The following is a 22,297-nucleotide window of genomic DNA, read 5'->3' on the forward strand; positions in this document are numbered from 1 at the left end:
AAAACGCCCGCTGCGCTGAGATGCCCAGAGGGGCGAAGATCGGTGATCGGACGTTTGGTGAGGCGCTTTCAACCAAGGCGGGCGAGGGCTGCCATCGCCTCCGTCTCGTTCACGATGTCCACGTAGCCGAGTTCCGAACGGATGCGACTCGTATCCTGCACGATGGGCTGAGCGTAGTCGAAATCGGGCGGCGGCGGGTGGTTCTTCCGCGGCGTCAGGTGCGCCAGGCGCTCGCCCATGGTCGGCGTTCGGTCCTCTCCGATGTTGTAGATCGAACGGGCTGCCGCCGGATGGCACGCGGCCAGGGCGATGGCCGCCGCGACATTCCCCGCATAGCCATGGGTCCATCGCCAGTTCGGCCGATCCACGAAACCGTAGACGGTGGCGAGATCGGCGTTGTCCTCGGGGCCGTAGACCTTTGGCAATCGCAGCACCGTCCAGGGCAGCGCCGCGCCTTCCATGACCACCCGCTCGGCCAGGATCTTGTCGTAGTCGCGGACATAGTCACCGAGCGCCGCTTCCTGGCCACGATAAGGGAACCGGGTCTCTCGCAGAGGTGCGTCCTCCTGCAGGGGAACGGGATCGGGTGGGCCCGGCTCCCTGCGCAGCAGGCGACCGAAGGCGCGGTAGACGTCGGCGCTCGAAATCATGACGAGGCGCCAGGCGCGGCCGGCGAAGGTCTCGACGGCACAGCGCGCATCGGCCGCGCCCATGAGCACCATGTCGATGACGATGTCCCAGTCGGCCGCCGCAGCGGCGCGGGGAAAGCGGATGATGGGATAAGCCGCGTCCGGATCGTGCAGGCGGCGCACCGGCGGCAGGATCGGATTGTCGGTCCGTCCGCGGTGGAGCAGCGTCACGTCCTCGCCCTGCTCGTGCAGTCTGCGCGCGAGGTGGGCACCGATGAACCGCGTGCCGCCGACGACGAGGATGCGCACGGTCCCTCCCGCGATCGGGCGTGACGGCCGTGTCACGCTGCTTGTCCCCGATAATCCTAGGGTGCCGGCGGACTTCCTCCACCGCCCCTCCTGCGCTCGACAGACCCGCAGCCGCACCGCTACCAAGTCGGTGTGCCTCATTCGTGGAAGTGGAGCCTTGAGCACCTCCCCTTGGTCCGGTCGATGCGGGGTTCTGCTCATGGCACTCCTCACCACCGTGCGACCAGTCCCCGCCAACTCGTGAGAGAACCCCTTCGTCGATGCCGCCCGGCACGTGCCGGGGCTCGCCCTCGACATGCGCTATGCCGGCTCCGACAACTTCGTCGGCCGGCCCATCGCGGGCTACAAGGCGCCGCGCTGCCTGCTGACTCCGCAGGCCGCCCGCGCGCTGGCCCGGGTGCAGGCCTCGCTCGCACCGGACGGACTCGGCCTCAAGGTGTTCGACTGCTACCGCCCGCGTCAGGCGGTGGCCGACTTCGCCGCCTGGGCGCGCGACCCCGCCGACACGCGCATGAAGGCGGCCTACTACCCGCGGACCGACAAGGCGGATCTGTTCCGCCTCGGCTACATCGCCGAGCGCTCCTCCCATTCCCGCGGCTCGACCGTAGACCTGACGCTGATACGCCTCGGCGGCGGCACCGAACTCGACATGGGCACGCCGTTCGACCTGTTCGATCCGGCCTCGGCGACGGATTTTCCCGGCGTCAGTCCCGTCCAGGCGCACAACCGCCACCGCCTGCGCGACGCGATGATTCGCGCCGGCTTCGCTCCCTACGCGCAGGAATAGTGGCACTTCACCCTCAAGGGCGAGCCCTACCCCGATACAGCCTTCGACCACCCCGTTCGCTGATCGCCCGCACCAAGCCGAGATACCGCCGCGATTTTTTGGAGCGGGTTGAATTGTTCTAAATCGATAGTGTCGGCCGCAAAAACAGAACTCAATTAAAGCATTTCCAATGTTTTGAAGATCACTTGCGTAATATCGACAGATAGAGCCATGATGAACGCATGGCACACCTTCTGACATTTCCGAACGCTTCACACGTCAGCGCGTGGCCCTCGCGGGCCGATACGCTGTCCTCGGTCCGCGAGGGCTCCGACGGCTTGGCCGGTTTGCTCGCGGCCCTCGACGCACTGCTCGAATCCGTGCGCCTCGCGTGGTGGGACGGCTCCTCCCTCGGCTTGAGCCGGGGCGGGCTCGAATCCTTGGTCGGGCTGGAGCCGGGCGACGCGACACCGCCGCGGTTGGTGCCGATCGAAGCTCGGGCAAGGGCTCGGGGAAAGGTGCAGGCATGAGCGCCGGTCTCGTCACGGCCCCGCCCGACGCGGGCGAGCGGCACGCGCAAGGGTCGTTGGAGCGGGCGCTCACGACCGCGTTCTGGCAGGCGCTTCAGCGCGAGCCGATGCACGTCATGGCCGCGCTCGAAGCCGCGGCGCGCACTGTCGGCACGCTCTACCGGCAGGTCGCTGCCGCGCACGGCCCCGATGGGCACTGCCCCTGCGGCTGGGAGCCCGACCCGGAAACCGACCTCATCGTGCTGGAAGCAATGCTGGCCGCCGCCCTCTCCCACCCGGCCCATCGGGATCTCGCCGACATGGTGCCCGCCGGGCGGGCGTGAACCATCAGGCAAGGGGGACGTCGCTTCGAGAACCGGCCGTCGAGTTTCGGAGGCGGCTGGTCGTACTGTGAAGCGGCGAGGCGGCCACTCTCCATAGGTGCCGCGCGCCGCCGGCTTCGCTTTAGGACCGGACCACCACGCTCGTCGTGCCCGACTCCAGCAAAGCTTCATCCTCGTCCTCGGCCTCGCCGTCGATCTCGGCATCGGCCTCCTCGTGGCCGGTGACGCCCGCGGCTTCCGCGAGGCTGCGAGCGACGCGGCGCAGGAGCTTGCGCAGGCGGCGGCGCTCCTTGTTGTCGAAGTCTTCGAGCAGTTCGGCCTCGACCTCGTCCCAGATCCGCTCGATCGCGGCGGCTTTGGCAAAGCCCGTCTCGGTGAGGCGCACGCGAACGATGCGCCCGTCGCCGGCCTCGGCCCGGCGCTCGACGAAGCCGAGGGCGGCAAGCCGCGAGATCGTCTTGGAGGCGGTCGGCGGGCGCACCCGCAGGGTCGCGGCAAGGTCACCCATGGTCATGCTGCCGGCCGCTGCCAGCGCCTGCACCACCTGCTCCTGGCCGGCGAACAGGTCGAGTTCGGCGAGCCGGTCGCCGATCCGGGCGCGGTGCAGCCGCGCTGCCTGGACGAGCGCCCAGCCGACACTCTTGGCCGCCGGGGGGCGCAGCCGCTTGACGGTCTTGTTGACGGTCTTGCCCGCCTTGTCCTTCGGTGCGCTTCGACCGCCCGGCTGAGCGGGGGCTTCATCGTGTGCCGCCACGGCGACCACTTCGTTTGCCGCCGACATGCTCCGGTTTCCCTTCACGGACGTGCGGGCTCCTGAACGCTGCCCGAAAAGAGTGCCCTCCGGGCGGCCCGCAGGGCAAGCATCTGCCGATTGGCGATGAAACTTCGATGACAGAAACCCTTCGCTTTGCCGCCACGGGGCCGACAACACACCGCTTTTGCGAGAAACCGCTTCACGGCGCGGCCGATTTCGTGGATTCCCGCGCCGCATGAGCTTCGACCGGAACCGAGACGACGGGCTGTTCGCATGAAGCGCCGCGAGGCGCTCGGCCTCTATCCCCTACGCGACCTGCGCCGTTGTGCGGACGACGCTTGGAACGCGACCGGCCCCGATCCGGTCTTCGCGCTCGGCCCCGCAGACGCGGTGTCGGCCCTGTCGGGCCAGCGCATCCGCGTCCGCTGCCGGCCGGATTCGGTGCGGCCGGTGCTCGCGGTCGAGGCGCGGGGCGAGGCCGAGCCGCGCCGCTACCGGCTCACGGTGCGGGCGGACGGCACCGACGACCTGATCCGCCTGCCGCCCGGCACACGCGCGCTGCGCCTGGAAGCCGCCGAGGCAGGCCCACGCTTCCGCCTCGATGCGGTGCGGATCGCGCCGGCGGGCCGGATCGAGGCGGCGCTCCTGTCCGCCCAAAAGATCATCGAACGGTTGCCGCCGCAGGAGCGTCGGCCGCTGCGCCTCCTGCGCCGCGCCGTGGGCCTCCTGCGCAGCGTGCCGCCCGGCGAAATCTGGCGCCGCCTCACACGCGCCGCCGAGACCCACCGTCCGCCCGCCAGCTACGCCGCCTGGATTCAGGCGGTGGAAGCCAAGGCTCTGCCCTCGATTGAGACGATGCGCGCGCAGCTCGGAGCCCTGCCGGAGCGTCCATTGATCTCCCTCCTCATGGCGGGCGGCGGCGATCCGATACAGCTTGGGGAAACGGTCGCGAGCCTGCGGGCGCAGATCTACCCGGATTGGGAATTGTGCCTCGCGGCGGCGCCATCGGCTGCGCTCGACGCGCTGGCGGCGGAGGACGACCGCATCCGTCTGTTCCCACCTTCCGACGGCAAAGCAGCCTCCCTCGACGCGGCGCTGGCGCAGGCGCGCGGCCCCACTCTCGCGACGTTGGAGCCCGGCACCCGGCTCGCGCCGCACGCCCTCCTCGCCCTCGTCCGGCGGCTCGGCCGCGAGCCCGATCTCGACCTGCTCTACACCGACGAAGACCGGATCGGGCCGGACGGCGCCCGCTGCGATCCGTACTTCAAGCCGGACTGGTCGCCGGAGACTCTGGAGAGCAGCTTCTACATCGGCGGTCTCGCCCTCTATCGCACCGCCCTGGTGCGGGCGGTCGGCGGCTTTCCAGCGGACAGCGAGGGCGCGCACGACTACGATCTCGCGCTCCGCGTGACCGAGCGGAGCGAGCGCATCGGCCACGTCGCCCAGGTGCTCTGCCATCGCCGCGTCGCCACGCCCGGCTCGGAGGCCGCCGCCCGCGCGCTCGCCGGGCGCGCCCGGCGCACCGGCGGGCTCGAGACCGTTCGCGCGCTCGGCCCTGAGCGTTTCGCCCTGCGGCGCACCCTCGCGACGCGCCCGCTCGTCTCCGTCATCATCCCGACCGCCGGGCGCGACAGCCTCATCGGCGGGCGCAGCATCGATCTGCTCGCCGCCTGCCTCGCCAGCATCCGCGAGACGAGCACCTACGAAACCATCGAGATCGTGGCGGTCGATAACGGCGACCTGCGCCCGCAGACGCGCGCGGCGATCGAGCGGTTCGGCGCGCGCACCGTGACCTGGGACAAGCCGGTCTTCAACGTCGCCGCCAAGATGAATCTCGGCGCGGGGGCGGCGAGCGGCGAGGTTCTGGTCTTCCTCAACGACGACATCAGCGTCATCACGCCGGACTGGATCGAGGCGATGCTGGCGCTGCGTGCCATCCCCGGCATCGGCGCGGTCGGCCCCAAGCTCCTGTTCGAGGATGGGAGCCTTCAGCATGCCGGAGTGGTCTTCGGCGAGGGCCTGCCGGACCATGTCCGCCGCGGATATCCCGGCGACGACGCCGGGTATCACGGCTCTACTCTGGCCAACCGCAATGTTCTCGCCGTGACCGGCGCCTGCGTGATGGTGGCCCAAGCCGATTTCGAGGCGATTCGCGGCTTCGACGAGGGTTACGCCATCAACTACAACGACATCGACCTCTGCCTGCGCCTGCGCGAGCGGGGCCTGCGAACGGTCTACTGTGCTGAGGCGAGCCTGCACCACTACGAGAGCCGCAACCGCATCCCCACCGTCGATCCCGCCGAGCAGGCGCGCTTCCGCAAGCGCTGGGGCGGATCGCTCGCCCGCGATCCGCACTACCCGGAGCCGTTCGGCATCCGCCCGCCCGTTTTCGAACTCGACGCCGAGCGGTTTCCAGCAGCATGGCAGCGCATGGTAGAGGCGTGGCGATGATGGCGACGACGCAGACACTCGGAGGCCAACCGTGAAGGCCGTGATCCTCGCGGGCGGGCTCGGCACGCGGCTCTCGGAGGAGACCGTGGTGCGCCCCAAGCCGATGCTGGAGATCGGCGGACGGCCGATCCTCTGGCACATCATGCAGATTTTCGCCGCCCACGGCGTGAGCGAGTTCGTGATCTGCCTCGGTTACAAGGGCTACGTCATCAAGGAATTCTTCCTGAACTACCGCTTGCACCTGAGTGACGTGACGCTCGATCTCGGCCGGGGCGACGTGCAGTTCCACCGCTCGGCCGCCGAGGACTGGAAGGTCTCGCTGATCGAGACGGGCGACGCCACCATGACCGGCGGGCGGCTCAAGCGGGTGCGCGACTATCTCGGCGACGACGATTTCTTCATGACCTACGGCGACGGCGTCGCCGATATCGACCTCACCGCATTGGCCGCCTTCCACCGGGCGCATGGGCGCCTCGCGACGCTGACGGCGGTGGTGCCGCCCGGCCGCTTCGGCGCGCTCGACCTCGCGGGCGACGCGGTCCGCAGCTTCCGCGAGAAGCCGGCGGGCGACGGGGCGACCATCAACGGCGGCTTCTTCGTGCTGTCTCCGAAGGTTCTCGACCGGATCGAGGGCGACGCCACCGTGTGGGAGAGCGGCCCCCTGGAAAGCCTCGCCCGCGACGGCCAGCTCCACGCCTACCACCATCACGGCTTCTGGCAGGCGATGGACACCCTGCGCGACAAGAAGCACCTCGAAGAACTCTGGGCCCGCGGCGACGCGCCCTGGAAGGTGTGGTGATGGGGGCGCTCAACCCCGATCCCACCTTCTGGGCGGGCAAGCGCGTGCTGCTCACCGGGCATACCGGCTTCAAGGGCGCGTGGCTGAGCCTGTGGCTCGCCCGCCTCGGCGCCCACGTCACCGGCTTCGCCCTGGCGCCGGAGACGCAGCCGAACCTGTTCGAGGCGATCGGATTTCCGGCCGAGGACTCGCACATCGCCGACATCCGCGACTTGCCGGCGCTCGCCGAGGCCGTGGCGGCGTCCGAGCCCGAGATCGTGATCCACATGGCGGCGCAGGCCCTGGTGCGGCCCTCCTACACCGATCCGGTGGGGACGTTCGCGGTCAACACCATGGGCAGTGTCCATGTGCTGGAAGCGGTGCGGGCGGCGCCGAGCGTGCGCGCCGTCGTCGTCGTGACGAGCGACAAGGCCTACGAGAACCGCGAATGGCCCTACGCCTACCGCGAGACCGAGGCGATGGGCGGGCGCGATCCCTACAGTGCCTCGAAAGGCTGCGCCGAACTCGTGACAAACGCCTACCGCGCCTCGTTCTTCGGCGCAGGCGGCCACCCGGCGCGGATCGCCAGCGCGCGGGCCGGCAACGTCATCGGCGGCGGCGACTGGTCCCTCGACCGGCTGATCCCCGACATCGTACGCGCGTTCGAGGCGGGGGACTCGGTCGAGATCCGCGCGCCGCACGCGATCCGCCCGTGGCAGCACGTGCTGGAACCGCTCGCCGGCTATCTGCGGCTGGCCGAATGCCTCGCGGGCGCCGACGGCGCCGCCTTCGCCGAGGGCTGGAATCTTGGGCCGGCGGACGAGGATTGCCGCCCGGTCTCGTTCCTGGTGGAGCGGCTGGCCCGGGGCTGGGGCGGGGGGGCCGGCTGGCACCTCTCGCAGAAGACCCATCCGCACGAAGCGACCTATCTCAAGGTCGATGCCTCCAAGGCCCGCGCCCGACTCGGCTGGGACCGGCGCCTGACCCTCGACACCGCGCTCGACTGGACCGCCGCGTGGTACCGGGCCGCCGCCTCCGGTGCCGATCCCCGCGCTCTGGCCGAGGCCGAGATCGCGCGCTACGAGGCGCTGGGCCAGCCTGGAGCACACGCGTGACCGCCCCGACCTGCCGCGCCTGCGGCGCCGCCCTCACCCGGACCTTCTGCGATCTCGGCCTGTCGCCGCTGGCCAATTCCTACGTCACGCCTGAGCGCCGCCACCGGGGTGAGACCTTCCACCCGCTCCACGCCTATGTCTGCGACGCCTGCTGGCTGGTGCAGCTCGAAGCCTTCGAGAGCCCCGAGGCGATCTTTTCGGATTATGCCTACTTCTCCGGGTTCTCCGCCGGCTGGCTGCGGCATGCCGAGGCTTACGTCGCCGCGATGATCGCGCGCTTCGGGCTGGGGCCGGACAGCAAGGTCGTCGAGGTCGCGAGCAACGACGGCTACCTGCTGCAATACTTCGTCGCCCGCGGTGTTCCGGTGCTCGGCGTCGAGCCGGCGGCCAACGTCGCCCGCGTGGCGGTGGAGCGCGGCGTGCCCACGCAGGTCGCCTTCTTCGGCCGGGACACCGCCCGGCGGCTGGCCGCAGAAGGGCACAAGGCGGATCTGACGGCGGCCAACAACGTGCTCGCCCACGTGCCCGACATCCTCGACTTCACGGCGGGCTTCGCCGAGATCCTGAAGCCGGAGGGCGTCGCTACCTTCGAGTTCCCGCACCTCCTGCGGATGATCGAACATCGGCAGTTCGACACGATCTACCACGAGCACTTCTCCTACCTCTCGCTCGGCGTGGTGATCGGCATCCTGCGCCAGCAGGGCCTTCGGGTGTTCGACGTCGAGGAATGGCCGACCCATGGCGGCTCGCTGCGCGTCTTCGCCTGCCACGAGTCTGCCTCCCACGAGCCCACTCCGGAATTGGAGCGCTTGGTGCTGAGCGAATGGGGGGCGAACCTGTTCGACCCCTCCGGCTATGCCGGCTTCGGGCAGGCGGTGGCCGACATCAAATGCGCAGCGCTCCGCTTCCTGATCGAGGAGCGGGCGGCGGGGCGGACCGTCTGCGCCTACGGCGCGGCGGCCAAGGGCAACACCTTCCTCAACTATTGCGGCATCGGCCCGGAGCTGATCCGCGCCGTCGCCGACCGCTCGCCGCACAAGCAGGGCACGTGGCTGCCGGGCAGCCGCATCCCCGTGGTCTCGCCCGACGAACTCCTGTCCATGCGCCCCGACACGGTGCTGATCCTGCCCTGGAACCTCAAGGACGAGATCGCCGGAGAGATGGCCGCGATCCGCGAATGGGGTGGGCGCTTCACTGTCGCGATCCCCGAACTGACGGTGTTCTGAAGCCCGATGATCTTCGAGGAACTCGCGCTGCCCGGCCTATTTCGCGTCGTGCCCGAGCCGCACGCGGACGAGCGCGGCTTCTTCGCCCGCACCCAGTGCGAGAGCGAGTTCGCGGAGCGGGGGCTGATCGGGCGCTTCACGCAATCGAGCGTGTCGTTCAATCATCGCCGCGGCACCGTGCGCGGAATGCACTTTTCGAAGCTGCCCCACGCCGAGACGAAGCTCGTGCGCTGCACGGGCGGCGCGATCCACGATGCGGTGATCGATCTGCGGCCCGATTCACCGACCTATCTCCAAACCGCATCCGTGACGCTCTCGGCCGTGAACCGCCACGGCCTCTACATCCCGGCGGGCCTCGCCCACGGCTTCCAGACGCTGAGCGACGACGCCGAGATCCTCTACATGATCGACCGGCCCTTCGTGGCATCCGCCGCGGACGGCGTACGCTGGGACGATCCCGCCTTCGGGTTCGCATGGCCCGAACCGGTCACCGTCATCGCACCGCGCGACCTCGCCTTCCCGGATTGGGCGGGGCGGTGAAGCGGGTTCTCGTCACCGGCGGAGCCGGCTTCGTCGGGCGCCACGCGATCGCCGCTCTGGCCGCTCGTGGTTTCGAGGTCCACGCCCTCGGCCGGACCGCGCCGGCGGATGTCCACGCCTTCCACGCCGCCGACCTGCTCGACCCGGTTCAGAGACGCGCCGCCGTGCAGGCCGCCTCGGCGAGCCACCTGCTGCATCTCGCCTGGGTCACCACACCCGGCCGCTACTGGCAGGCGCCGGACAACCTCGATTGGACGGCCGCGAGCCTCGACCTCGTGCGGACGTTCCGAGAGGCGGGCGGCACCCGCGCGGTCGTGGCCGGAACCTGTGCCGAGTACGATTGGACGGAGATCGCAAGCCTCCCCTCTCCCCGCATGCGGGGAGAGGGTCGCGACGACAGGGTCGCCGAAGCCCTCTCCCCGCATGCGGGGAGAGGGGATGAAGCGGATGTCCAAGAGGGCCGCCTTGTTGAATCCGCTCCCTGCCACCCCGCGACGCTCTACGGCGCTGCCAAGGACAGCCTGCGCCGTATCCTGGAAGCCTACGCGACGCCCGCCGGCCTCTCCCTCGCTTGGGGAAGGTTGTTCTACCTCTACGGCCCCGGCGAGACGCCGAGCCGGCTCGTCGGCGATGCGGCGCGGGCACTGCTCACGGGGCAGCGCCTCGCCACCAGCGAGGGCCGCCAGCAGCGCGACTTTCTCCATGTCGCCGATGCCGGCGCAGCCTTCGCGGCCCTACTCGACTCGAACGTGGTGGGTCCGGTCAATATCGGCTCGGGCGAAGCGGTGCCGGTGCGTCGCATTCTGGAAACGATCGGTGCGCTCACCGGACGCCCCGACCTGATCGATTTCGGCGCCCGCCCCCTCGGCCCGACGGAGCCGGCCTGCATCGAGGCCGACATTCGGCGCCTGGCGAACGAGGCCGGCTTTTACCCGCGCTACGATCTCGCACAGGGGCTGGCGCAAACCGTGGCGGCTTGGCGCACTGCGCTCAGCAATGCGGCATCAGCCCCTTGAGGCGGGCCAGGATATCCTCACCCGCGCAAGGGCGAGCGATGAACTGCGCGCCTTCCGGCATGCGCTCGGGATCGGGCGAGGCGCGGCCGGACACGATCAGGATCGGCAGGTTCGGCCGCGCCTGAGCGACGGAACTGGCCAGATCGAACCCATCGACCCGGCCCGAGAGCTGCACATCCGTCACGAGGCCGCAGATGTCGGGCCGCGCCTGAAGGATGGACAGCGCGCGTTCGGCGGAAGCACATTGCACGGTGTCGTAGCCGCCCTCTTCCAGCACGTCGCCGAGGTCCATGATGGTCAGGGCCTCGTCCTCGACGATGAGGATGACGGGACGGTCGGCTTCCGGATTCGTCGTCTCGGTCTGGCTCGCCACCTTACGCTCTCCCCGATTTGCTCCAGCGGCCCAAGTTGCTCGCAGACTTGTTGTTGACAGAATTAGCCTGCTCACAGACCTCGTCCACTCACAGACTTGGCCGTTTCCCATGCCGGGAAGCGCCGCGCTGCGATCATCCAACGAGTAACCCCGCTGCGGGTTGCAGGGTCCCGTGGTTCTCTGCGGACAAGCTCGCAAGCTTCACGCCGCACGGCGAGCGGCCCTCATGCCACAGCCTCGGTCACCGCCGTCACCGCCGCGATCAGACGGTCGAGGTCACCCGCATCGATGGTGAGTGCGGGAGTGAGGTAGACGATGTCGCCGAACGGGCGCACCCAGACGCCGCGCTCTACGAAACGCCGCTTGAGGTCGGCAAGATCGGGCGCACTCGCGAATTGCACCGCGCCGATGGCGCCGAGCACCCGAACGTCCCGCACACCGGGCAACCGGGTCAGGGGGGCGAGCCCCTCCTGCAAGCGTGCGGCGATCGCTTGAGCCTGTGCGAGCCGTGGCTCGGCCTCGAACAAGTCGAGGCTGGCATTCGCCGCCGCGCAGGCGAGCGGGTTCGCCATGAAGGTCGGCCCGTGCATCAGGGCCGCCGATGCCTCGTCCGACCAGAAGGCGGAAAAGATCTCGGTGGTGGCCACCGTGGCGGCGAGCGCCATCGTCCCGCCGGTCAGCGCCTTCGACAGGCAGAGGATGTCGGGCACGATGCCGGCCTGCACGCAGGCGAACATCGTTCCGGTCCGGCCGAACCCGGTGAAGATCTCGTCGGCGATGAGCGGCAGGCCGTGGCGGCGGGCGAGGCGGGCGACCGTGGCGAGCACCTCCGGCGGATGGGTCAACATCCCGCCCGCCCCCTGCACCAGCGGCTCGACGATCACCGCCGCGAGTTCGTGGCGGTGGCGGGCGAGCGCGGCATCGAGGGCGGCCTCCGCCTCGGCCGTGCGCGGCAGCTCCGCGAAGACCTGCGTCGGCAGGTAGGCGCCGAAGCGGCGGTGCATCCCCTCCTCGGGGTCGCAGGCCGACATCGCGCCCATCGTGTCGCCGTGATAGCCGCCGCGGAAGGCGAGCACGCGGGTGCGCCCGGTCTCGCCGCGGTTGAGCCAGAGCTGCACCGCCATCTTCAGCGCGACCTCGACGGCGACCGAGCCGGAATCGGTGAAGAAGACGTGGTTGAGATCGCCCGGCAGCAGCCCGGCGAGGCGCGCGCCCAGCCGCTCGGCCGGGGCGTGGGTGAGGCCGCCGAACATCACGTGCGGCATCCGCAGGAGCTGGTCGGCCATGGCCGCCGCGATGTGCGGATGGTTGTAGCCGTGCACGGCCGTCCACCACGAGGCGATGCCGTCGATGAGTTCACGCCCGCCTTTCAGCGTGATGCGCGTGCCCCGCGTCGCGATCGCCTCCAGCGGCGGCGCGGCGGTCTTCATCTGGGTGTAGGGGCGCCAGAGGTGGTGGTGATCGAGCGCGGTCATGCGCGGGGATTGAGGGGTGGCGCTGACGGAGTCAAACGCGCACAGCCCCTCCCCTGATGGGGAGGGGCACGCGGCGGCTCTACTCCGCCGCCTCGCCGTAGGCCTCGGTCGGCGGGCAGGAGCAGACGAGGTTGCGGTCGCCGTAGGCGTTGTCGACGCGGTTCACCGGCGGCCAGTACTTGTCCATCCGCAGCGACCCCGACGGGAAGCAGGCGGCCTCCCGCGAATAGGGCCGCTCCCAGGCGCCGATCAGGTCCTGCACCGTGTGCGGGGCGTTCTTGAGCGGGTTGTTCGCCCGGTCCATCCGCCCGTCCTCGATCGCCCGGATCTCCTCGCGGATCGCCAGCATGGCGTCGCAGAAGCGGTCGATCTCGGCCTTGGTCTCGGATTCGGTCGGCTCGATCATCAGCGTGCCCGCCACCGGCCAGCTCATGGTCGGCGGGTGGAAGCCGCAATCGATCAGGCGCTTGGCGATGTCCTCGACGGTGACGCCCGTGCTCTTCTGAAAGGGCCGCACATCGACGATGCACTCGTGCGCGACGCGGCCGTTCCGCCCGGCGTAGAGGATGGTGTAGGCCCCATCGAGCCGCCGAGCGATGTAGTTGGCGTTGAGGATCGCCACCCGCGTCGCCTGTGTCAGGCCGCGCCCGCCCATCATCAGGCAGTAGCTCCACGAGATCGGCAGGATCGACGCCGAGCCGAAGGCGGCGGCCGAGACCGCGCCCTCCTCGCCCGAGCGCGGATCGGAGGGCAGGAACGGGATCAGGTGCGTCTTCACGCCGATCGGACCCATGCCCGGCCCGCCGCCGCCATGCGGGATGCAGAAGGTCTTGTGTAGGTTGAGATGGCTGACGTCGGCGCCGATGTCGCCCGGCCGGGCCAGCCCCACCATGGCGTTGAGGTTGGCGCCGTCGAGATAGACCTGTCCGCCGTGCCGGTGGACGATGTCGCAGAGTTCGCGCACCCGCGCCTCGAACACGCCGTGCGTGGACGGATAGGTGATCATGCAGGCGGCCAGCTTGTCGGCGTGCAGCTCGGCCTTCTTCGCAAAATCCTCGACATCGATGTTGCCGTGGGCGTCGGCGCCGACCACGACCACGCTCATGCCGCACATCTGGGCCGAGGCCGGGTTGGTGCCGTGGGCCGAGGACGGGATCAGGCAGACGGTGCGGTGCCCCTCCCCGCGCGAGAGGTGGTAGCGGCGGATGGCGAGCAGCCCCGCATACTCGCCCTGCGCGCCGGAATTCGGCTGCATCGAGATCGCGTCGTAGCCGGTGATCGCGCAGAGCTTCAGGGACAGGTCGTCGATGAGCTCCTTGTAGCCCAGCGCCTGATCATCCGGCACGAACGGGTGCAGCTCCGAGAATTCCGGCCAGGAGATCGGCAGCATCTCGGCGGTGGCGTTGAGCTTCATCGTGCAGGAGCCGAGCGGGATCATCGCCCGGTCGAGCGCCAGATCGCGATCGCTGAGCCGGCGCATGTAGCGCGTCATCTCGCTCTCGGCCCGGTTCATGTGGAAGATCGGGTGGGTCAGGTAGTCCGAGGTCCGCTCCAGCTCCGCCGGCAGGCGCGGCTCGGGATAGGCCTCGTCATAGGCCAGCTCGGTACCCCCGAAGGCGCGCCACACCGCCTGGATGATGTCGGGCCGGGTGCGCTGATCGACGCTGATGCCGATGCGGTCCGTACCGATGCGGCGCAGGTTCACCCCGTTCTCGACCGCGCTCTTCAGGATCACGCCCTGGAACGCGCCGACCCTCACGGTGACCGTGTCGAAGAAGTGCGCGGGCTCGACCGCGAAGCCGAGCCGCTCCAGCCCCGCGGCGAGGCGCACGGCGTCGCGGTGGACGCGCAGCGCGATGGCCTTGAGGCCGGCCGGCCCGTGATAGACCGCGAACATCGAGGCGATGACCGCAAGCAGCACCTGGCTGGTGCAGATGTTCGAGGTCGCCTTCTCACGGCGGATATGCTGCTCGCGGGTCTGGAGCGCGAGCCGGTACGAGCGGTTGCCGCGGGCATCGACCGAGACGCCGACGATGCGGCCGGGCAGCGCGCGCTTGTGGGCCTCGCGGGTGGCAAGATAGGCGGCATGCGGGCCGCCATAGCCCATCGGCACGCCGTAGCGCTGCATCGAGCCCACGGCGATGTCGGCCCCCATCTCGCCCGGCGCCTTCAGCAGCGTCAGCGCGAGCGGGTCGGCGGCGACCGCGGCGAGCGCGCCGGCTTCATGCAGCCCGGCGATGAGATCGGAAAAATCGTGAACCGCGCCGTTCACGCCGGGATACTGGAACAGCGCCCCGAACACCGCGGATGGGTCCAGATCGACAAAGGGATCGCCGACGACGACTTCCCAGCCGAGCGGGGCTGCGCGGGTCTTCAGCACGGCGATGGTCTGGGGCAGGCAGTCGCGATCGACGAAGAAGGCGTTGTTCTCCGACTTCGCCACGCGCTTGGCCATGCCCATCGCCTCCGCCGCGGCGGTCGCCTCATCGAGCAGCGAGGCGTTGGCCATGTCGAGCGCGGTGAGATCGCAGACCAGGGTCTGGAAGTTGAGCAGCGCCTCGAGCCGGCCCTGGCTGATCTCGGGCTGGTAGGGCGAGTAGGCGGTGTACCAGGCCGGGTTCTCGAAGATGTTGCGCTGGATCGCCGGCGGCATCGTCGTGCCGTGGTAGCCCTGGCCGATCAGCGAGACGAGCAGGCGGTTCTTGTCGGCGGTGGCGCGCAGCTTTTCGAGCGAGCGGCGCTCGGTGAGCGAGACGCCGAAATCGATGTACTCGGCCTGCCGGATGTCGGGGGGCAGGGTCTCGTCGATCAGCGCGTGCAGCGACTTGGCGCCGACCGTCTCCAGCATCTGGTCGATCTCGGAGAGCTTCGGGCCGATATGGCGGCGCGCGGCGAAATCGAAGGGGTCGTGGCGATCGTATTTCATGGGGGGCAGCCTTTCGAAGGCGGATGCCGCGCGCCGAGCCACCCGCTCCGTCCCCTCTCCTGAGGTGCTGCGAAGGCAGCCTCGAACGAGGGCTCCAGGGATCACGGCGAGTTCTGGAGGTCTCCTTCGAGGCCTCCGCTGCGCTCCGGCACCTCAGAATGAGGGCGATGGGTGGGACAACTCAGGCCGGCGCTACTTTGCGAACGCCGCGTAGGCCGCCTCGTCCATCAGCCCGTCCATGGCCGACGGATCGTCGAGCTTGATCCGGTAGAGCCAGCCGCCGCCCTGCGGGTCGGTGCCGACCGAGGCCGGGTCGGCGACCGCCGCCTCGTTGACCTCGGTGACTTCGCCGGAGAGCGGCGCGTAGACGTCCGAGGCCGCCTTGACGGACTCGACCACGGCGGCCGCCTCGCCCTTGGTCAGCGTCGCGCCGACCTTCGGCAACTCGATGAAGACGAGGTCGCCGAGCTGTTCGGCGGCGTGCGCGGTGATGCCGACCGTGGCGACGTCGCCATCAAGGCGCAGCCATTCGTGCTCGTCGGTGAAACGCAGCATGGTCAAAACTCCTGACACGAGAGGGATCAGCCGCGCTTGAAGCCGGCCGGGACGAAGGGAAGCGGGGAGACGACGAGGGGGAGCCGCTGGCCGCGCACCTCGGCGAAGACGCGGGTGCCGGGGGCGGCGAGCGCCGCCGGCAGGAAGCCCATGGCGACGGGCGCCCCGAGGCTCGGGCCGAAGCCGCCGGAGGTCACGCGGCCGACCGGCTCGCCGCCGGCCTCCGCAGCGAAGAGCGGGGCGTCCGCTCGTACCGGCGCGCGGCCCTCGGGGCGCAGGCCGACGCGGCGCCGAGCGGGCCCGCTCGCCATCGCGGGGAGAATCGTGTCCGCACCCGGAAAACCGCCTTCGCGGGCGCCGCCCCTCCGGCGGGCGGGGGAGATCGCCCAGGCGAGGCTCGCCTCGACCGGGCTGGTGCCGGGGTCGATGTCGGCGCCGTGGAGCGGCAGGCCGGCTTCGAGGCGCAGGGAATCGCGGGCACCGAGGCCGACCGGCAGCACCTCGGAGTCCGCGAGCAGGGCTTCGGCCACGGCCTCGGCGCGCTCGGCCGGCACGGAAATCTCGAAGCCGTCTTCACCGGTATAGCCGGAGCGGCTGACAAGGCAGTGCGCGCCGAGGATCGCGACCGTGCGCACATCCATGAAGCGCATCGCCTCGGTCACGGGCGCCAGCCGCGCCAGCACCGCGGCCGCCTTCGGGCCCTGGAGCGCGATCAGCGCATCCGGCACGAGCCTCAGGTCGATGCCGTCCGGCAGATGGGCGCGCAGATGCGCGAAACCGGCCGCCTTGTTGGCGGCGTTGACCACGATCTGGAGCCGGCCGGGCAGGCGCGCGACCATGAGGTCGTCGAGGATGCCGCCGGCCGCGTCGGTGAGAAAGCCGTAGCGCTGGCGGCCCTCGGGAAGCCCGAGAATGTCGACGGGGATCAGCGCCTCGAGCGCGCGGGCCGCTTCCGCGACGTCGCCGGAGCGGGGCGTCAGCGCGATCTGGCCCATATGCGACACGTCGAACAGGCCGGCCGCTGCCCGCGTGTGCAGATGCTCCTTCAAGAGCCCGGCGGGGTATTGCAGCGGCATCGCGTAGCCCGCGAACGGCACCATCTTGGCGCCGAGGCGCCGATGGAGCGCGTGCAGCGGCGTCTGTGCCAGCGGATCAGCGGAAACGGGGGCGGCAGGGCTCAAGGCCCCGGCAGCTTGCAGACTCATCGGGCACTCCGCGACAGACGGATCTTGCCCGCCGGCCGGCTGGCAAGTTGCCCCCATCTGTCACGCTTACCTGAGAGCTTCCCTCACTCAATATTCGAGCGAGGTTTCTCCTTCGGTGGGCGCCGGACGGCGCCTCTCTCCAGATTGTCCAACGATACGGTGATTGTGCCTGAGAGTTTCCGGGGGTGGTTGCTCCGTCGGCGCCATGACTCATCTTTCGATGGGCCTGGGCTCTCCCGTATCGTCTGTATCGGACGCCGGAAGGCTCGCACTTTGCGCCCCCTCGCGCAAGCCAAGTCCGGTGACGATCAGCGCATCATGTTGCGCAGCCGGCAGTAGCCGCGAAAGCTCTCGTAACCCGCCGGGCAGCGGCGGAGGCAGGCCCCGGCCGCGTATTTCAGCGGCGGGCGGCAGGCAGTGCGGAAGCGCTGCTCGCCGAACAGGTAGGATTGAGCCGGGCCGGCCGAGGTTGGCACCGGGCTGACCAGGAAACCGGCACAAGCCATCAGCAGAAGGACGACGCGGCGGAGGCGCGGCATGGCGGGGGTTCCTGCAGAGCCTGTGCAACGCACTGCCCCGCACGGGGTTCGCCGCGCCCGTCACCGTCGGCTTGACATCCCCCGAGCGCCGTCGCCTTCAACGTGCCATGTCGCCGAACCCCTCTCACAGCCTCGACGCCTTCGCCGGAGAAAAGCTCGCCGGCCTCGAAGCCGCCGCCCTGCGCCGCCGTCTGGCCGTGACCGCCCGCGGCCCCGAGGCGGCAGCCGAGCGGGAGAGCCGCGCGCTCATCTCCTTCTCCTGCAACGATTATCTCGGCCTCGCCCACGATCCGCGTGTGATCGCGGCAGCCACCGAAGCGCTGGCCCGCTACGGCGCGGGCGCGGGAGCCTCGCGGCTGGTGACCGGCAATTCCCCCCCGCTCGCGGCGCTGGAAGAGCGGCTCGCGCGGCACAAGGGCAAGGAAGCCGCGCTGGTCTTCGGCTCGGGCTATCTCGCCAATCTCGGCATCGCCCCGGCCCTCGTCGGCGCGGGCGACCTGATTATGATCGACGAACTCGGCCATTCCTGCCTGTTCGCCGGCGCGACGATGTCGGGCGCGCGGACCGTGCGCTTCGCCCACAACGACATGGCGCAGTTGCGCGCGCTTCTCGCCGAGCATCGCGGCGCGGCGCGGCGGGCGCTGATCCTGACCGAGCGGGTGTTCAGCATGGATGGCGACCGGGCGCCGCTCCCCGAGATCCTCGCCATCGCGGAAGAGTACGACGCCTGGACGCTGGTGGACGACGCCCACGGCCTCGGCGTGGTCGAGCCCGGCCAGCGCGCGCCGCTCGAAATGGGCACGCTGTCGAAGACGCTGGGCTCCTATGGCGGCTATCTCTGCGCCTCGCGGCCCGTGATCGACCTGCTGACGAGCCGGGCGCGCAGCCTCGTCTACACCACCGGCCTGCCGCCGGCCTCCGCCGCCGCGGCGCTCGCCGCCCTCGACATCGTCGAGACCGAACCGGATCGCGCCGCCCGGCCGCTGGCGCTCGCCCGCCGCTTCACCGCCCGCCTCGGCCTGCCCGAAGCTATGAGCCCGATCGTGCCGGTTCTCATCGGCGCGGCGGAGGCAGCACTCGCCCTCTCTGCGGCGTTTGAGGCGCGCGGCTTCCTCGTGGTGGCGATCCGCCCGCCGACGGTGGCGCCGGGCACCGCCCGCCTTCGGGTCGCCTTCTCGGCGGCCCATGACGAGGGGCAGGTCGATGCCCTAGCCGAGGCTTTGGCCGAACTGGCGCCGGAAAGCGTCCGCGCCGGCTGAACGCCCTCAGGTGATCGGATCGAGCCGGCGGATCGAGGTGACGGCGCCGAAACTCTTGACCGCGATGCGCTCGACCGCCTCGCGCAAAGGCTCCACCGCCACCGCCATGTGGTGGCCGTTGGCGTGGATGAGCCGGTCGGCGTCGAGCATCAGCCCGACATGGCCTTTCCAAAACACGAGGTCGCCGCGCCGCAGCCCTTCGAGCCCCGGCGGCAGGGCGTCGCCGAGGGCCCGCTCTTGCTGGTCCGCATCGCGCGGGCAGGCAAGACCCGCGGTTTCCAGGCAGAGCTGGACGAGGCCCGAGCAATCGAGGCCGAGGCTGGTGCGCCCGCCCCAGAGATAGGGCGTGCCGACAAGCCGCTCAGCGGTGGCCGGAAAATCGGGCGCGGTGGTCCCAATCGGCACGGCGTGGCCGGCGAAGACGTAGCCGCCGCTGGCAAGCCGCCAATACTCGCCCTCCTGCGCCTGCGCCGCGAAGGCGGCGCCGAGGCTGAGATGGGCGACATGCGGGCGCTTCAGGTCCGGCGCCGGGTAGACGAAGGTGCGCAGAGCCGCGACCCGGTGGGTCGGTGCCGGATCGACGGCCCCGAGTGCGGCCTCCGGCAGGTAGCCGACATAGCCGTCGCGGGCGATCTGACCCCAGGCGAACCCGTCACGGCGGTCGAACACCGTCACGGCGTTGCCCATCACCGCCTCGGTTTCAAGCCCGGCTTCGAGGCGCGGCGCGCGGCGCAAGGGGGCTGAGGGCACGACGACCCGTGCCGGCACGCCCGCGACGTAGCGTTCCGCCGTCACGACGCCTTTCAGGCGGATGTCGGCTAGGTCGGACCGGGCCGGGGTGAGGCGGGGATCGCGTGTGTCTGGCATCGTGGAGCGTGCGTGGCGCAGGATCGGGGCGGGATTCGGGATGTGCGATCACAAAGCCGCCGATTTTCGCGCGGCCCGTCGATCTCCGTATTCGGGAACCCATTTGCTGCGCTGCCGCGACACTATGACCGCCATGGGTTGTATCCGCCGGATGGCCCCGTCAACGAATGTGCTGGCGCCGACTCACATCGGCGCGCATCCTGCATGCTCGACGAGCGGGGCGTCCGCCCGGCAAGCCATGCGGCCGGCGGTCCGTCACGTCCGATTTGTGTGCAATGCACAAACCAGACGGGCCGTCCTATGATCGGTGCATGAAGACCGCGAGTCGTGCCGTGAAAAAATCTCCGAAGAGCTTTCAGGATCTGCCTCCGATCCGGGTGCGGCGCGAGCCGCCCACGGTCGCCGAGGCGGTCGCCGCCGCCCAGGATCTGGCCGACGACGTCGAGCAGCAGGTGGAGATCGCCTGCGGGCTAATCGGCCTCGCCCCGGACGAGGTGCGCCCCCATGTGGTCGCCGCCGCGAAGGCCGCAGCGGCGCGCCCGGCGCACCGGCCGCTGGAGCAGCGCATCCTCGCGCCGACGAGCCCGAACCGCGCCCCGCCGCGGGCGGTGATCGTCGAGCGCCGCAGCCGCCCGACCGTGGTGGTCGAGCGCCGCAGCCGGCCCCTCGACCCGCGCCGCTGACGAACCACCGGACGATTCACCAGGGTAGCGTCTCGCCCCAGTGGTCGAGAAAGGCGAGATCCGGTCGTCCGGCTCTCGCCTCGATCACGTCCGCCAGCCCGGCCGCACTCGTCGCCACGTCGAGGTCGGCCCCTTCGCCGCCCATATCGGTGGCGACCCAGCCCGGATGCAGCAGCAGCACGCCGAACGCGCGGTCGGCGTGGCGCGCCGCGAAGCTCCGGGCATTGGTGTTGAGCGCCGCCTTGCTCGCCCGGTAGTTCTCCCAGCCGCCCTCGGTGTTGAGACCGACGCTGCCCAGCACCGAGGACATGAAGGCGAGCGTGCCGCCGGGCGCAAGAGTCTCGGCAAAGGCGTCCGCGAACAGGATCGGGCTCACCGCATTGGTCAGGTAGACCTGCGCGTGGACCGCCCGCGACACCGCGTTGAGCGGCTTGTCCGCCTCGATCAGCACGCCGGCCACCACGAAGACGAGATCGAATTGTTCGTGCCGCGTCCGTTCGTGCAGGGCGGCAACGGACGCGTCGTCGTCGATATCGACCGTTTCGACCCGCACACCCTCCGCCGCGAGCCGTTCGAGACCGGGCGCGGCCCCGCGCCGGGTCGCGGTGACCTGCCAGCCGCGCCGCAGGAAGGTCTCGGTCAGCCCGAGCCCGAGGCCGCGGGAGGCACCGACGATCAGGGCGTGTTTCCGGGGATAGCTCATGGGGATGATCCAGCAGTCCTGACTTCAAGCTTTGTTCGCGTTGCCGAGAGACAGGTCTTGTCCAATCCCTCCCCTCATCCTGAGGTGCGGAGCGAAGCCTCGAAGGATCTTCCCGTCATCGCGCGGGATCTGGAACACCCTTCGAGGCCGGCTCGCGCGGGCACCTCAGGACGGGGGCGCGGATTGGATACGAAGGCCGATCAGCCGAGTTCCGCGCCGACAGAGGGACCGTCGAGGGCGCTCTTCACGCCCTCATGAAACTTCGGAAGTTGCTCGGCACCGACGAGAAGATCCGAGAGTGTGAAGCGCCGCGGCTTGGCCGGTGGTTCGGTGGGCCGTGTCGAGCGTGCCTTGCCCGTGTCACCAGCCCTTACGAGCTTCGCCATGCCATGCTTCCCTCGGCTGTGGCGACCACGGTGGCATGGTCCGGCCGCCCGAGCGAGCCGCCTCAATCCCCCGTCTGCACCGACCACGTCGCGTGGCGTACCTCCGGCCGCTTCTCCAGATCGGCCACCACGGCGTCGAGATCCTTGGCGTGGACCGTGGTGGCGGTGAGCGTCGCGATGACGTCGACGGTGGTCTCGCCGCGCTCCTCCACCTCGGTCGAGCCGACGGGGTAATCCGCCGCTTCCAGGCGCTCCACCAGCAGGTCGCGGGCGAGGCCGGCGGTCTCGGCCGGCACCGTCACCTGCACGGCGTAGGTCGCCTCGGTCGCGCTCTCGTCGATGGGGATGCGGTCGATGAGGTTGACGAGCGGGCGCAGCAGCGTGTTGCCGGCCAGCACGGCGATGGTGACGAAGCAGGCCTCCAAGGGCAGGTCGGCTCCGGCGAAGGCCCCGACGGCCGCCGCGCACCAGAGGGTCGCGGCGGTGTTGAGGCCGCGCACGTTCATCCCCTCCTTCATGATCACGCCCGCGCCGAGGAAGCCGATGCCGGAGACGACGTAGGCCACCACGCGGGTCGCCCCCTCGCCGCCGGTCAGCCGCATGCCGAGATCGACGAAAGCGGACGCGCCGAGTGCCACCAGCACGGCAGTGCGCAAGCCCGCGCTGCGCTGCCGATACTGCCGCTCGACCCCGATCAGGGTGCCGAGGCCGAAGGCGACGGCGAGGCTGATGCCGGAATTCACGGCTTCGGGCGTGGGGAAGGGAAAGGGGCCGGGCATGGAGCGTTCGGTGACCATTTTGGTGTCGCGCGGTTTCCCCGCTGTCGCACGAGCGTGACGGTTGCGTGACGAAACGTCATCGATCCGAACGCACACCCGGTCGCGTGCGG

22 protein-coding genes, 1 pseudogene and 1 riboswitch are annotated in these 22,297 nt (G+C 70.2%); of the genes and pseudogenes, 11 read left to right on the forward strand and 12 right to left on the reverse strand.

Annotated elements, in window-relative coordinates:
- Positions 1–68: 68 nt before the first annotated feature.
- Positions 69–938, reverse strand: a complete 870-nt coding sequence (locus tag MKK50_RS05760) for an NAD-dependent epimerase/dehydratase family protein (protein ID WP_499021031.1) — start codon at positions 936–938, stop codon at positions 69–71.
- A 259-nt stretch (positions 939–1,197) separates the two neighbouring features.
- On the opposite strand from MKK50_RS05760, the pseudogene MKK50_RS05765 reads away from it, so the two are divergent.
- From MKK50_RS05765 to MKK50_RS05775, 3 genes and pseudogenes are all read left to right on the forward strand, one after another.
- Positions 1,198–1,725 (forward strand): annotated as a pseudogene (locus tag MKK50_RS05765) (M15 family metallopeptidase); the annotation flags it as partial.
- Between the two features lie 221 nt (positions 1,726–1,946).
- Entirely contained in the window at positions 1,947–2,234 is a 288-nt protein-coding gene (locus MKK50_RS05770; RefSeq protein ID WP_499021033.1) for a hypothetical protein, read from the forward strand.
- Positions 2,231–2,557, forward strand: coding sequence for a hypothetical protein (locus MKK50_RS05775; RefSeq protein WP_253367268.1), 327 nt, complete (start codon positions 2,231–2,233; stop codon positions 2,555–2,557). Before MKK50_RS05770 ends, MKK50_RS05775 begins: the two co-directional genes overlap by 4 nt.
- Before the next feature lie 121 nt (positions 2,558–2,678).
- Here the strand turns inward: MKK50_RS05775 and MKK50_RS05780 are convergent, their stop codons facing one another.
- Positions 2,679–3,338 (reverse strand): MarR family winged helix-turn-helix transcriptional regulator, encoded by a 660-nt coding sequence (locus tag MKK50_RS05780; RefSeq protein ID WP_499021035.1) that lies wholly within the window; start codon positions 3,336–3,338, stop codon positions 2,679–2,681.
- A gap of 246 nt (positions 3,339–3,584) precedes the next feature.
- Here MKK50_RS05780 and MKK50_RS05785 point away from each other — a divergent pair, with 246 nt between their 5' ends.
- The 6 genes from MKK50_RS05785 to MKK50_RS05810 are packed head-to-tail and all read left to right on the forward strand — an operon-like array spanning position 3,585 to position 10,437.
- Entirely contained in the window at positions 3,585–5,762 is a 2,178-nt protein-coding gene (locus MKK50_RS05785; RefSeq protein WP_499021036.1) for a glycosyltransferase family 2 protein, read from the forward strand.
- Positions 5,763–5,793: 31 nt separating this feature from the next.
- The gene (gene rfbF / locus MKK50_RS05790; protein WP_499021037.1) at positions 5,794–6,561 is read left to right on the forward strand and encodes a glucose-1-phosphate cytidylyltransferase; all 768 of its coding nucleotides are present in this window, start codon (positions 5,794–5,796) and stop codon (positions 6,559–6,561) included.
- Positions 6,561–7,655 carry a CDP-glucose 4,6-dehydratase gene (gene rfbG, locus MKK50_RS05795; RefSeq protein ID WP_499021039.1) on the forward strand — a complete coding sequence of 365 codons (1,095 nt, stop codon included), beginning with the start codon at positions 6,561–6,563 and terminating at the stop codon, positions 7,653–7,655. Before rfbF ends, rfbG begins: the two co-directional genes overlap by 1 nt.
- Positions 7,652–8,881: a methyltransferase domain-containing protein gene (locus tag MKK50_RS05800; RefSeq protein ID WP_499021040.1), complete on the forward strand. Its 1,230-nt coding sequence runs from the start codon at positions 7,652–7,654 to the stop codon at positions 8,879–8,881. Before rfbG ends, MKK50_RS05800 begins: the two co-directional genes overlap by 4 nt.
- Positions 8,882–8,887: 6 nt before the next feature.
- Complete coding sequence (locus MKK50_RS05805) at positions 8,888–9,421, forward strand: dTDP-4-dehydrorhamnose 3,5-epimerase family protein (protein WP_499021041.1); 534 nt, start codon at positions 8,888–8,890, stop codon at positions 9,419–9,421.
- Positions 9,418–10,437 (forward strand): NAD-dependent epimerase/dehydratase family protein, encoded by a 1,020-nt coding sequence (locus MKK50_RS05810; protein WP_499021042.1) that lies wholly within the window; start codon positions 9,418–9,420, stop codon positions 10,435–10,437. Before MKK50_RS05805 ends, MKK50_RS05810 begins: the two co-directional genes overlap by 4 nt.
- On the opposite strand, the gene MKK50_RS05815 is transcribed toward MKK50_RS05810, so the two are convergent.
- The 6 genes from MKK50_RS05815 to MKK50_RS05840 all read right to left on the reverse strand — a co-directional run bounded on the left by MKK50_RS05815 (position 10,412) and on the right by MKK50_RS05840 (position 17,510).
- Positions 10,412–10,810 carry a response regulator gene (locus MKK50_RS05815; RefSeq protein ID WP_253367252.1) on the reverse strand — a complete coding sequence of 133 codons (399 nt, stop codon included), beginning with the start codon at positions 10,808–10,810 and terminating at the stop codon, positions 10,412–10,414. The two genes, MKK50_RS05810 and MKK50_RS05815, sit on opposite strands and share 26 nt — an antisense overlap.
- A 224-nt stretch (positions 10,811–11,034) precedes the next feature.
- Positions 11,035–12,285 (reverse strand): adenosylmethionine--8-amino-7-oxononanoate transaminase, encoded by a 1,251-nt coding sequence (locus tag MKK50_RS05820; RefSeq protein ID WP_499021044.1) that lies wholly within the window; start codon positions 12,283–12,285, stop codon positions 11,035–11,037.
- 79 nt (positions 12,286–12,364) lie between these two features.
- Positions 12,365–15,211 (reverse strand): aminomethyl-transferring glycine dehydrogenase, encoded by a 2,847-nt coding sequence (gcvP, locus tag MKK50_RS05825; protein WP_499021046.1) that lies wholly within the window; start codon positions 15,209–15,211, stop codon positions 12,365–12,367.
- Positions 15,212–15,403: 192 nt separating this feature from the next.
- Entirely contained in the window at positions 15,404–15,766 is a 363-nt protein-coding gene (gene gcvH / locus MKK50_RS05830) for a glycine cleavage system protein GcvH (RefSeq protein WP_499021048.1), read from the reverse strand.
- Positions 15,767–15,792: 26 nt separating this feature from the next.
- Entirely contained in the window at positions 15,793–16,971 is a 1,179-nt protein-coding gene (gene gcvT, locus MKK50_RS05835; RefSeq protein ID WP_499021050.1) for a glycine cleavage system aminomethyltransferase GcvT, read from the reverse strand.
- 147 nt (positions 16,972–17,118) lie between these two features.
- Positions 17,119–17,220: riboswitch (glycine riboswitch) on the reverse strand.
- Positions 17,221–17,279: 59 nt separating this feature from the next.
- On the reverse strand, positions 17,280–17,510 hold the full coding sequence (locus MKK50_RS05840) for a hypothetical protein (RefSeq protein WP_499021052.1): 231 nt from the start codon (positions 17,508–17,510) through the stop codon (positions 17,280–17,282).
- A 107-nt stretch (positions 17,511–17,617) separates the two neighbouring features.
- Between MKK50_RS05840 and MKK50_RS05845 the strand changes: the two genes are divergently transcribed.
- A complete protein-coding gene (locus MKK50_RS05845) occupies positions 17,618–18,769 on the forward strand; it encodes an aminotransferase class I/II-fold pyridoxal phosphate-dependent enzyme (RefSeq protein WP_499021053.1) in 1,152 nt (383 codons plus the stop codon).
- A 6-nt stretch (positions 18,770–18,775) separates the two neighbouring features.
- Here MKK50_RS05845 and MKK50_RS05850 read toward each other — a convergent pair whose 3' ends face one another.
- Positions 18,776–19,636 carry a C40 family peptidase gene (locus MKK50_RS05850; RefSeq protein WP_499021054.1) on the reverse strand — a complete coding sequence of 287 codons (861 nt, stop codon included), beginning with the start codon at positions 19,634–19,636 and terminating at the stop codon, positions 18,776–18,778.
- Between the two features lie 311 nt (positions 19,637–19,947).
- On the opposite strand from MKK50_RS05850, the gene MKK50_RS05855 reads away from it, so the two are divergent.
- Entirely contained in the window at positions 19,948–20,319 is a 372-nt protein-coding gene (locus MKK50_RS05855; protein WP_253367240.1) for a hypothetical protein, read from the forward strand.
- A gap of 16 nt (positions 20,320–20,335) precedes the next feature.
- Here the strand turns inward: MKK50_RS05855 and MKK50_RS05860 are convergent, their stop codons facing one another.
- The 3 genes from MKK50_RS05860 to MKK50_RS05870 form a co-directional block, all read right to left on the reverse strand.
- A complete protein-coding gene (locus MKK50_RS05860) occupies positions 20,336–21,022 on the reverse strand; it encodes an SDR family NAD(P)-dependent oxidoreductase (protein WP_499021056.1) in 687 nt (228 codons plus the stop codon).
- Between the two features lie 200 nt (positions 21,023–21,222).
- The gene (locus tag MKK50_RS05865) at positions 21,223–21,408 is read right to left on the reverse strand and encodes a hypothetical protein (protein ID WP_499021058.1); all 186 of its coding nucleotides are present in this window, start codon (positions 21,406–21,408) and stop codon (positions 21,223–21,225) included.
- 62 nt (positions 21,409–21,470) lie between these two features.
- On the reverse strand, positions 21,471–22,187 hold the full coding sequence (locus tag MKK50_RS05870) for an MgtC/SapB family protein (protein ID WP_253373938.1): 717 nt from the start codon (positions 22,185–22,187) through the stop codon (positions 21,471–21,473).
- Between the last annotated feature and the right edge of the window lie 110 nt (positions 22,188–22,297).

It is taken from the genome of Methylobacterium sp. J-043, from assembly GCF_022829505.1.
Lineage (GTDB): Bacteria > Pseudomonadota > Alphaproteobacteria > Rhizobiales > Beijerinckiaceae > Methylobacterium > Methylobacterium extorquens_A.